This window comes from uncultured Aquabacterium sp. (genome assembly GCF_947366995.1).
Classification (GTDB): Bacteria; Pseudomonadota; Gammaproteobacteria; order Burkholderiales; family Burkholderiaceae_C; genus Aquabacterium.
The window spans coordinates 48,055-58,333 of record NZ_CANBCC010000019.1 but is presented as its reverse complement, the minus strand read 5'-3'; the positions used below and the strand labels follow the sequence as shown (position 1 = coordinate 58,333).

The following is a 10,279-nucleotide window of genomic DNA, read 5'->3' as shown; positions in this document are numbered from 1 at the left end:
GCTGGGTGCCGCGCAGCGCCGATCGCTGGGCTGCGACTATGTGGTGCACGCCGAACGCGTGGCCCCGGACACCGAGGCGGTACTGGCCGGCGGCGATGCGGCAGAATCGGCCGCCGCCGTGAACCGGCTGATGGAACACCAGATCATGCAAGCACCCGAGCAGTACCTGTGGGGCTACAACCGCTACAAGGCGCCCCGCGCAGAGATCCTGACCTCGTCCAGCGCCGGCACCGCCGGTGACGCCGCCTGATGCGGGCGCGCACGTTCGTCCGCGAGGCCGCCATCCGCAGCGCCATCGGCGTGCTGTGGCTGCTCCACTTCCTGCCGCTGCCGGTACTGGCCGGGCTGGCTGTGGTGCTGTCGGAGGCGCTGTACCACCTGGCGGGATCACGCCGCCGCATCGGCCTGCGCAACCTCGAGCTGTGCTTTCCGCAGATGGGGCCGGACGAGCGCGAAGCGCTGCTCAAGCAGCACTTCCGCTGGCTCACGCAGAGCCTGCTCGACCGCACCGTGCTGTGGTGGGCGTCGCCCGCGCGGGTGAGCCGGCTGATCCACGTCGAAGGCGACATCGATCTGGCCGAACGCGTGTTCCAGGAAAGTGGCCGTCCGACGATGTGGCTGTGCCCGCACTTCGTGGGCCTGGATGTGGCCGGTGCCGCCATCCTGCTCAAGCAGGCGCGTCCCGGTGCGTCGATCTACCAGACCCAGAGCCACCCGCTGATGGACGCGCTGATGCGCCGGGGCCGCCTGCGCTTCGGCAACGCCGAGATCTTTCCGCGCAGCGACTCCGTCAAACCGCTGCTCAAGGCCGTGAAGCAGGGCCGGGGCTTCTTCAATCTGCCCGACATGGACTTCGGTGCCAAGGATGCGGCCTTCGTGCCCTTCTTCGGGGTGCCGGCGGCCACGCTGCTGGCGCCGTCGCGGCTGGCGCGCATGCTGGACATGGTGGTGCAGCCGGTGATCGCCGAGATCCTGCCCGGCGGACGTGGCTGGCGCGTGCGGTTCGAGGCCCCGCTGACTGGTTTCCCCACCCCCGATGCCGAGGCCGACACCGCCGCCCTCAACCGCTACATCGAGGGCGAGATCACCCGGCAACCTGCGCAGTACCTGTGGGTGCACAAGCGCTTCAAGACCCGCCCCGAGGGCCAACCGGGCTTGTATTGACCGTGCAAACCGCGGGTTAGCCCACATCAAGGGCGCCGTGGTACCTGCCGATACCACTTCATCGTTCGGGTCAGAACAGATGGAGACTACCCATGGCTTGGATCACGTGGCTACGTGGTTTTTCGATTCGCTCGCGCCTGCTGGCCTGCATGGCGCTGGTGGTGGGCATCGGCACCATCGTCGGCGTCGGCATGACGGTGCAACTGCAAGGCCTCAAGGGCGAGCTCGACGGCTTCGCCCGGCAGGAGTTCACCGCCACGCAGACGATGGCCGAACTCGCCCTCAACATGGGGCGGCTGCGGGGCCACGAAAAGGCCGCCATCATCAACGCGGGGGATTCCGTCTCGGCCGAGACCGAGTTCAAGGCCTGGCAGAAGCTGCTGGAGCAGACACGCCAGACCATGTCCCGCATGCTCGAATCGGCACCCAGTGAAGGGCTGCGCGAGCAGTCGCGCAAGCTGCAGGAGCAGCTCGACGGTTACGGCAAGCTGCTGGCACCCACGCTGCAGATGGTGGCCGACAACGCCCTGACCGCCCCGGGGGAAGCCTATCTGGCCACCGAAGCCGCGCGCGCCAAGGCCGACGTGCTGGAGATGGCCGTCACGCAGCTCGACAAGGAAATCAACCAGCTGGCCGAGACCCGGCGTGACCGCGCGGCCGACAGCGCCACCCACACCGTCATCCTGCTGTGGGTGCTGCTGCTGTCACCGGGCCTGATCTTTCTGCCGCTGATGGGCCTGACGATCGCCTCCATCACCGGCCCGCTGCGCCGCGCGGAAGAGATCACCGAAGCCATCGCCCATGGCGACCTGACCCGAGAGATCAACCCGAGGGGCAAGGACGAAATCGCCCACCTGATGCTGTCGATGCGCACCATGCAGACCGGCCTGCGCGACATGGTGGCTTCGGTGCGCAGTTCGTCGGAAAGCATGCTGACGGCCAGCACCGAGATCGCCGCCGGCAACCAGGACCTGTCGAACCGCACCGAGCAGACCGCGTCCAACCTGCAGGCCACGGCCTCGTCGATGGACACGCTGAGCAAGACCGTGGAACACTCGGCCGAATCGGCCGGCGTGGCCAACCACCTGGCCGACACCGCCAGCCAGCGCGCCGCGCAGGGCGGCGAGGTCGTCGAGAGCGTGGTCGCCCAGATGCAGCAGATCACCGAGGCCTCGCGCCAGATCGCCGACATCATCAGCGTCATCGACGGCATCGCCTTCCAGACCAACATCCTGGCGTTGAACGCCGCAGTGGAGGCGGCGCGCGCCGGCGAACAGGGCCGCGGCTTTGCCGTGGTGGCCGGCGAAGTGCGCTCGCTCGCGCAGCGCAGTGCCGAGGCCGCGCGCGAGATCAAGACGCTGATCGGTCAGTCGGTCGACCGCGTGGAGGTGGGCTCGCAGAAGGTGCGCGAGGCCGGCTCGGTGATGACCGAAATCGTCGAGTCCATCCAGCGCGTCTCGCAGGCGATGAGCGAGATTGCCGACGCCACGCGCCAGCAGTCCACCGGCATCGGCGTGGTCACGCAATCGGTCGGGCAGCTCGATCAGATGACGCAGCAGAACGCCGCGCTGGTCGAGCAATCGGCCGCCGCTGCCGACAGCCTGCGCCAGCAGGCCATCGACCTGTCGAAGACCGTGCAGCGCTTCCGGCTCGATCAGTCCTGACCGAACAGGTCGCGGCTGTAGACCTTGTCGAGCACGTCCTGCAGGTCGGCGCCGATGCGGTTGGCGACGATCACGTCCGAGCGGGCCTTGAACTCGGCGAGGTCATTGATGACCTTGGAGTTGAAGAACTCGTCCTGATCCAGCACCGGCTCGTACAGGATGACTTCCACGCCCTTGGCCTTGATGCGCTTCATCACGCCCTGAATGGAGCTGGCGCGGAAGTTGTCGCTGCCCGCCTTCATGATGAGGCGGTAGATGCCCACCACCTTCGGCTTGCGCGCCAGGATGCTGTCGGCCACGAAGTCCTTGCGCGTGGTGTTGGACGTCACGATGGCGCCGATCAGGTTCTGCGGCACGGCCGAGTAGTTGGCCAGCAGCTGCTTGGTGTCCTTGGGCAGGCAGTAGCCACCGTAGCCGAAGCTCGGGTTGTTGTAGTGCGTGCCAACGCGCGGGTCCAGGCACACGCCGTCGATGATCTCGCGGGTGTTCAGGCCGTGCGTCTGGGCATAGGTGTCGAGCTCGTTGAAGTAGGCCACGCGCATCGCAAGGTAGGTGTTGGCGAACAGCTTGATCGCCTCGGCTTCCGATGAGCCGGTCAGCAGCACCTGCACGTCGGGCTTGAGCGAGGCCTGCTTGAGCAGCGCGGCAAAGCGCTCGGCGCGCGCCGAACGCTCGCCCACCACGATGCGGCTGGGGTAGAGGTTGTCGTGCAGGGCCCGGCCTTCGCGCAGGAACTCGGGCGAGAAGATCACCTGGCTGGTGTTGAACTTGCGGTTGACCTCTTCGGTGTAGCCCACCGGGATGGTCGACTTGATCACCATCACCGCCTTCGGGTTGACGGCCAGCACGTCCTGGATGACGGCTTCGACGCTGCGCGTGTTGAAGCGGTTGGTGTCGGCGTCGTAGTCGGTCGGCGTGGCGATCACGACGTATTCGGCCTCGGCATAGGCCTCGGCGGCATTCGTGGTGGCACGCAGGTCGAGCTTTTCGGTCTGCAGGCAGCGGGTGATGTCGGCGTCTTCAATGGGCGAGACGCGGTTGTTGACCATCTCCACACGGGCGGGCATGACGTCCACCGCAGTGACCTGATTCTGGCGGGCCAGCAGCACGGCCATGGACATGCCGACGTAGCCGAGACCGACGACGGCGATCTTCGACGGAGCGTGTTGCGACGGGGTGGACGACGGATGGCTCATGTTGGCTCGGTGCAGCGGGTGCGGATGGACACAGCGCCGATGCTAACCGCCTTCCTTTGCTGCAGTGCGGCGAGCCCTGGACGCCCCCCCTGTTTCCCTCTGGGGTGCCCTCAAGCAGGGGGCGGGCGATGGGCGGATAATCGGGCGCATGAAGCTGCGTTTCACCAAGATGCACGGCGCGGGCAACGACTTCGTCGTGCTCGATGCCACCCGCGCCCCGATCGACCTGAGCCCGGCCCAGTACCGCTTTCTGGCGGACCGGCGCTTCGGCATCGGCGCCGACCAGATTCTCATCGTCGAGCCGGGCGACGCCGCCCGCGGCACCGACTTCACCTACCGCATCATGAACGCCGATGGCGGCGAGGTGGAACAGTGCGGCAACGGCGCCCGCTGCTTTGCGCGCTTCGTGCACGACACGGGGCTGACGTCGAAGGACGTGATCCGCGTGCAAACGCTCAAGGCCGTGATCGAGCCGCGCCTGCAGGCCGATGGCCGCGTCACGGTCGACATGGGTGCGCCCTTCCTGGTGCCCGCCGAGGTGCCCTTCGACGGCACGGGCCTCGCGCCGCGCCTGGAAAACGGCTGCGAGCTGTGGCCGATCGAACTCGCCAACCACCCGGTGGAAGTCGCCGTCGTCAGCATGGGCAACCCCCACGCCGTGATGCGCGTGGACAGCACCGAACACGCCCCGGTCGACGAGCTCGGCCCGCAGATCGAAGGCCACCGCCGCTTTCCGCGCCGCGTGAACGCCGGCTTCATGGAGGTGGTGAACCGCGGCCACATCCGCCTGCGCGTGTACGAACGCGGCTCGGGCGAGACGCTGGCCTGCGGCTCGGGCGCCTGCGCCGCCGTGGTGGCCGGCATCCGGCTGGGCTGGCTGGACGAGACCGTTGACGTCGACATGCCCGGCGGCCGCCTGACCATCCGCTGGGCCGGCCCCGGCACGCCCGTTCTCATGACCGGTCCGGCCGTCAAGGTCTTCGACGGCGAAATCGACGTCCCCGCACTCTGAACCCCTTCCCCTCATGACCCTGCAAGGCATCACCGAAGAAGAAATCGCCAACTACCTGGTGAACACACCGGCGTTTTTCGAACGCCACGCCCAACTGCTGGCCAGCATCCAGCTCAGCAGCCCGCACGGCAGCCGCGCCGTCTCGCTGCAGGAGCGGCAGATGGAGATGCTTCGCGACAAGATCCGCGGGCTCGAAAAGCGCATCATGGACATGATCCGCCTGAGCCAGGAAAACGAAGCCATCGTGCACCGCCTGCATCTGTGGGTGCGCAGCGTGCTGCTGTGCCACGACGATGCGGCACTGCCCGATGTCGTGGTCAGGGGCCTGCAGGACCAGTTCCTGATCCCGCAGGCGGCCGTCCGCATCTGGGGCACCACCACGCACCCGGTGCAGGCCACGCTGGCCGAGCGCGCCGGCGCCCTGCCGGCCATGCAGCCCGTCAGCGATGACGCCCGCAGCTTTGCCGGCAGCCTGAGCCAGCCCTACTGCGGCGTCAACGCCGGCTTCGAGGCCGCCAAGTGGCTGGACGACGCCAGCACCGTGGCCTCGCTGGCGCTGATCCCGCTGCACCGCGATGGCGCCTGTTACGGGCTGCTGGTGCTCGGCTCGCCGGATGCCACCCGCTACACGGCCGACATGGGCGTGGACTTCCTCGTGCAGGTCGGCGAGGTGGCCGGCGCCTCGCTCAGCCGCTTGCTGGACTGAGCATGGGCGACGCGCCGGGCCACACGCTGATCACCCAGCACGTGGCCTACCTGCGCACGCAGCGCCGGCTGGCCGAGCGCACGCTCGCGATGTACGGTGATGCCTTCGCCCGCCTGGAGGCGCTGTGCGAACCGGAGGGCCTCGCGCTCGACGCCCTGCGGTCGCACCATGTGCGCGGCTGGATTGCCCGGTTGCATGCCCAAGGGCTGGGCCCGCGCAGCCTGGCCATCACGCTGGCCGCCTGGCGCGGTCTCTTCAAATGGATGGGGCGCGAAGGCCTGGCGAAGGTCAACCCGGCCGATGGCATCAAACCGCCGAAGGCCGCCAAACCCCTGCCCAAGGCCTTGTCGGTGGACCAGGCCGTGCAGCTGGCCGAGCAGGCGCCGCGCCTCAGCCCGCCGACGGCGGCCTCCCCCGCCGCCGCAGCGCGTCAGGAACGGGAGGCCCCGTGGCTGGCCGCCCGCGATGCCGCGATGATCGAACTGCTCTACAGCAGCGGCCTGCGCAGCGCCGAACTGATCGGGCTGGATGTGGCCGCCAGCCCGCAGGCGGCTGGCTGGATCGACCTGCAGGCCGCCGAAGCGCACGTGCTGGGCAAGGGCCACAAGCGCCGCAGCGTGCCGGTCGGCAGCGCGGCCCTGCGGGCCCTGCGGCACTGGCTGGACGTGCGTGCGAGCCTGACGGCGCCTCAGGACAACGCCCTCTTCCTGAGCCGGCTCGGCACCCGCCTGACGCCGATGCAGCTGCGCAACCGGCTCAAGCAACTGGCCCAGTTGGCCGGGCTGCCCACGCACGTGCACCCGCACATGCTGCGTCACAGCTTTGCCAGCCACCTGCTGCAGTCCAGCGGTGACCTGCGCGCCGTGCAGGAGCTGCTGGGCCACGCCCACATCACGACCACACAGGTGTACACCAAGCTCGATTTTCAGCACCTGGCCAAGGTCTACGACGCGGCCCACCCCCGCGCGCGCCGCAAGCCTTGAGCCCCCTTGCCGCGGGGCACTGGGGGACAATCCGGGTTTTGCACCCACCCGGTTCCCACGATGAAGACGATCACGCTGCGCGATGGCAAAGAGCGCTCCCTGTTGCGGCAACACCCCTGGGTCTTCCAGGGCAGCATCGCCAAGGGCGGCGGCGATGCGGGTGAAACGGTGCGGGTGCAGGCGCACGATGGCCGTTTCCTGGCCTGGGCCGCCTTCAGCCCCAGCTCGCAGATCCGCGTGCGGGCCTGGAGCTTCGACGAGGCCGAACGCATCGACGCGGCCTTCTTCCTGCGCCGCGTGGCGCAGGCCGTGGCCCTGCGTCGCCGCCTGGGCATCGACTCCAACGGCATCCGCCTGATCCACGGTGAGGCCGACGGCCTGCCCGGCCTGATCGTCGACCAGTACGACGACCTGCTGAGTGCGCAGTTCCTGAGCACTGGCAGCGAACGCTGGAAACAGCAGATCGCCGATGCCCTGGTGGCCGCCACCGGGTGCCCGTATGTCTACGAGCGCTCGGACGCGAACGTGCGGGGGCTGGAAGGGCTCGAGCCCGTGACCGGCTGGCTGCGGCACCCGGAGACCCCGGACGGCAGCCGCCGCCCCACCGAAGTGACCATCCATGAGAACGGCTGGAAGCTAACGCTGGACGTGGCCGAGGGCCACAAGACCGGCTACTACCTCGACCAGCGGGACAACCGCGGGCTGTTTGCCCGCCTGGTGCGCGAACTGGGCTGCAAGACGGTGCTCAACTGCTACAGCTACACCGGCGGCTTCAGCGTGGCGGCCCTGGCGGGCGGGGCCACCGAGGTCACCAGCGTCGACTCGTCGGGCCCGGCCCTGGCGCGCGCCACGGCCCACGTCACCCTCAATGGCTTCAACGCCGGCGCCCACACCGCCTTGGATGCCGACGTGAACGGCACGCTGCGTCGCTTCATTCAAGAGGGGCGCACCTTCGACGCCATCGTGCTCGACCCGCCGAAGTTCGCGCCCAGCGCCGCCCATGCCGACCGCGCCAGCCGCGCCTACAAGGACATCAACCGCCTGGCTTTCAAGCTGCTGAACCCGGGCGGCCTGCTGCTCACCTTCTCGTGTTCGGGGGGCATCAGCGCCGACCTGTTCCACAAGATCGTGGCCGGCGCAGGGCTGGACGCCCAAGCAGACGGTTACCTTTTGCGGCGCCTGGAAGCCACAGCGGACCACCCGACCACGATCACGTTTCCGGAGGGCGAGTACCTCAAAGGACTGGCCATTGTCCGGAAATAGAAGACCGCTCGACTTTTAGTTAGGGTTATGTACAAATCCCGTCCGGCCCGGGGGGTAGACACCGCATAATCATTTGACTAAATCAGCGAGTCGTGAGTGTTTCATGAGTCAAAAAGCGGTAACAAAAGGGAACATCTGGGATTTTCGGCGCGGCGTTGCCACCGCGCGGGTCCTCACCCAGCTGGGTTTCGACCATGGGGTCGGGGTCGACGCCATGTTGCAGCACACGGGCATCACCCGAGCCGTGCTGGATGACCCGGCCGCCGAGATCGAGGCGCTGCAGGAAGTGCAACTGATCCGCAACCTGCTTCACGCTCTGCCCCACCTGCCCACGCTGGGCCTGATTGCCGGCACGCGCTACCACGTGACGACGTACGGGCTGTGGGGCTTCGCCCTGCTGAGCAGCCCGACGCTGGGGGCCGCCGTCAGCATGGCCTCGCGCATGCTGAACCAGACCTTCGCACTCACCACGAACAGCGTCGAGCAGCACGACCAGCTCGTGCAAGTCACCTATCACAGCGACCACCTGCCGCCCGACGTGCGCCAGTTCATCGTGGACCGCGACCGCGCCGCGGCCGTGACGCTGCAGCGTGAAATCCTGGGGCGCCCGCTGGCCTACCGCCGCATCCAGATGCGTCGCGCCGAGCCTGCGCCCGAGGTGGCCAACGCCTACGCCGAGCTGTTCGGAATCCGCCCCGAGTTCGGTCAGTCGCGTGATGCGGGCATCTTCGATGCCAGCCTGCTGCATGTGCCGCTGCCCCAGGCCGACACCCACACCATGCAGCTGTGCGAGCAGATGTGCCGCCGGCTGGTGGACTCGCGCAAGGCCCGCACCGGCGTGGCCGCCACGGTGCGAAACCGCCTGATGCGCACCCCTGGCCACATCCCCGACATGGAGGAGATCGCGGCCGAGATGCGCATGACCTCGCGCACGCTGCGACGCCACCTGACGGCCGAAGGTGCCACCTTCCGCGGGCTGCTGGAAGAAGTGCGCTCGACGTTGGCCGAGGAACTGATGGCCACCGCCGGGCTGACGCATGGCGAGATTGCCGAGCGCCTGGGCTATGCCGACGTCACGACCTTCATCGAGGCGTTCCGCCGCTGGAAGGGCGTGGCCCCCAGCACGTTCCGCCGCGCCCAGGGCCTGCCGCCCCCGTCGAGCGGCCAGCTGCGCCGCCGCTTCATTCCGCGCTGACGGGCGATGGGCCGACACGGCCCGCGCTTTTCACGCTGTGGCGAGAGATAGCGCACGTTTTACGTGCGATGTCCGGCTTTTTGCGTCGGGTGCGGCCGCCTAGACTGACCCGGTATCCACGAGAGCCCGCCATGTCCATCGCCCCTCAGCTGCGCAACCTGAACATCGACCTGCCCGCGTGCCCCAACACGCTCGTCAAGTTGTCCCTGCTGATGGCGGACGACGACAGCTCGGTCGACCAGCTGGCCGCCCTGATCGAGACCGACATGGCGCTGTCTTCGGCCGTGGTGCGCACGGTCAACTCGGCGCTGTTCGGCCTGCTCAAGCGGGTCGAAACCGTGCATGAAGCCATCCGCTATCTGGGCATGGCACAGGTGGCGGGCCTCACCTACGAAATCGGCCTGCGGGGCGCCTTCCCGCCCAGCCCGATCCTGCAGCGCATCTGGGATCGCGCCGGGGTGCGGGGCCTGGCCATGAGCCGCATCGCGCGCCAGCTCGACGTCGATCCCTGGCTGGCGCACACCGCCGGGCTGTTTGCCGAATCCGGGCGTGCCGTGCTGTATGTGTACGACAGCGCCCGCTACAGCGCGCTGGAGGCCTCGGCCGAGACCGACGACGAGGCGCTGCTCTGTGCGGCCGAGATCGAGTCCTTCGGCGTCAGCCATTCGGCGCTTGGGGCGGCCATGGTGCAGTCCTGGGGCCTTTCGCGCGACGTGGCCGACACCGTGCGGTCGCGGCCGCACAGCCCGACGCAGTGGACGCAGGAGCGCCCCACGGTGCAGCGCCTGCTCACCATCGGCTCGGCCGTCGACGAACTGCTGCTCAACCCGACCCGCACGCGCGGCAACGACGCCGTGTGGGCCGAGCTTGAGCCGGTGGCCGCCCAGGTGGGACTGCACTTCCAGGCTTTCCAGCTCGCCACCATGCGGGTGTGCGAGCGTCTGAACATGCAGGGCTGACCACCCCAGGCAGCCCGCAACAACAGGACGTGAGCGATTGCTCATGTCACGTTTCCGCGTTTCGCGGGCGCGTCCGGTGGGTCGGCGAAATGTCACTTGTCGCCTTTTGACCCCACCAGCGCGTGCTTCCCGACCGG

At 68.4% G+C, this 10,279-nt stretch carries 9 protein-coding genes and 1 pseudogene; 9 read left to right on the top strand and 1 reads right to left on the bottom strand.

Annotated features, from left to right (window positions below; genetic code table 11):
- The 3 genes and pseudogenes from Q0Z44_RS07535 to Q0Z44_RS07525 form a co-directional block, all read left to right on the top strand.
- Window positions 1–250 (top strand): annotated as a pseudogene (locus tag Q0Z44_RS07535) (lysophospholipid acyltransferase family protein); the annotation flags it as partial.
- On the top strand, window positions 250–1,164 hold the full coding sequence (locus tag Q0Z44_RS07530) for a lipid A biosynthesis acyltransferase (RefSeq protein ID WP_298011537.1): 915 nt from the start codon (window positions 250–252) through the stop codon (window positions 1,162–1,164). The pseudogene Q0Z44_RS07535 and the gene Q0Z44_RS07530, both read left to right, overlap by 1 nt.
- A gap of 92 nt (window positions 1,165–1,256) precedes the next feature.
- Entirely contained in the window at window positions 1,257–2,828 is a 1,572-nt protein-coding gene (locus Q0Z44_RS07525) for a methyl-accepting chemotaxis protein (protein ID WP_298011535.1), read from the top strand.
- On the opposite strand, the gene Q0Z44_RS07520 is transcribed toward Q0Z44_RS07525, so the two are convergent.
- Window positions 2,819–4,024, bottom strand: coding sequence for a nucleotide sugar dehydrogenase (locus Q0Z44_RS07520; RefSeq protein WP_298011534.1), 1,206 nt, complete (start codon window positions 4,022–4,024; stop codon window positions 2,819–2,821). The two genes, Q0Z44_RS07525 and Q0Z44_RS07520, sit on opposite strands and share 10 nt — an antisense overlap.
- Window positions 4,025–4,172: 148 nt before the next feature.
- Here Q0Z44_RS07520 and dapF point away from each other — a divergent pair, with 148 nt between their 5' ends.
- The 6 genes from dapF (at window position 4,173) to Q0Z44_RS07490 (ending at window position 10,142) form a co-directional block, all read left to right on the top strand.
- Window positions 4,173–5,036 carry a diaminopimelate epimerase gene (gene dapF / locus Q0Z44_RS07515; RefSeq protein ID WP_298011533.1) on the top strand — a complete coding sequence of 288 codons (864 nt, stop codon included), beginning with the start codon at window positions 4,173–4,175 and terminating at the stop codon, window positions 5,034–5,036.
- 13 nt (window positions 5,037–5,049) lie between these two features.
- Window positions 5,050–5,742, top strand: coding sequence for a DUF484 family protein (locus Q0Z44_RS07510; protein ID WP_298011531.1), 693 nt, complete (start codon window positions 5,050–5,052; stop codon window positions 5,740–5,742).
- A gap of 2 nt (window positions 5,743–5,744) precedes the next feature.
- A complete protein-coding gene (locus tag Q0Z44_RS07505) occupies window positions 5,745–6,725 on the top strand; it encodes a tyrosine recombinase XerC (RefSeq protein WP_298011530.1) in 981 nt (326 codons plus the stop codon).
- A 60-nt stretch (window positions 6,726–6,785) separates the two neighbouring features.
- The gene (locus Q0Z44_RS07500; protein ID WP_298011528.1) at window positions 6,786–7,988 is read left to right on the top strand and encodes a class I SAM-dependent methyltransferase; all 1,203 of its coding nucleotides are present in this window, start codon (window positions 6,786–6,788) and stop codon (window positions 7,986–7,988) included.
- A gap of 103 nt (window positions 7,989–8,091) precedes the next feature.
- Window positions 8,092–9,183, top strand: coding sequence for an AraC family transcriptional regulator (locus Q0Z44_RS07495; RefSeq protein ID WP_298011527.1), 1,092 nt, complete (start codon window positions 8,092–8,094; stop codon window positions 9,181–9,183).
- Window positions 9,184–9,314: 131 nt separating this feature from the next.
- On the top strand, window positions 9,315–10,142 hold the full coding sequence (locus Q0Z44_RS07490; protein ID WP_298011526.1) for an HDOD domain-containing protein: 828 nt from the start codon (window positions 9,315–9,317) through the stop codon (window positions 10,140–10,142).
- The last annotated feature ends 137 nt before the right edge of the window (window positions 10,143–10,279 follow it).

Bases quoted from the DNA above. Each gene is read 5' to 3' on its own strand.
- Q0Z44_RS07530 (WP_298011537.1), top strand. From the start codon at position 250: ATGCGGGCGCGCACGTTCGTCCGCGAGGCCGCCATCCGCAGCGCCATC.
- Q0Z44_RS07525 (WP_298011535.1), top strand. From the start codon at position 1,257: ATGGCTTGGATCACGTGGCTACGTGGTTTTTCGATTCGCTCGCGCCTG.
- Q0Z44_RS07520 (WP_298011534.1), bottom strand. From the start codon at position 4,024: ATGAGCCATCCGTCGTCCACCCCGTCGCAACACGCTCCGTCGAAGATC.
- dapF (WP_298011533.1), top strand. From the start codon at position 4,173: ATGAAGCTGCGTTTCACCAAGATGCACGGCGCGGGCAACGACTTCGTC.
- Q0Z44_RS07510 (WP_298011531.1), top strand. From the start codon at position 5,050: ATGACCCTGCAAGGCATCACCGAAGAAGAAATCGCCAACTACCTGGTG.
- Q0Z44_RS07505 (WP_298011530.1), top strand. From the start codon at position 5,745: ATGGGCGACGCGCCGGGCCACACGCTGATCACCCAGCACGTGGCCTAC.
- Q0Z44_RS07500 (WP_298011528.1), top strand. From the start codon at position 6,786: ATGAAGACGATCACGCTGCGCGATGGCAAAGAGCGCTCCCTGTTGCGG.
- Q0Z44_RS07495 (WP_298011527.1), top strand. From the start codon at position 8,092: ATGAGTCAAAAAGCGGTAACAAAAGGGAACATCTGGGATTTTCGGCGC.
- Q0Z44_RS07490 (WP_298011526.1), top strand. From the start codon at position 9,315: ATGTCCATCGCCCCTCAGCTGCGCAACCTGAACATCGACCTGCCCGCG.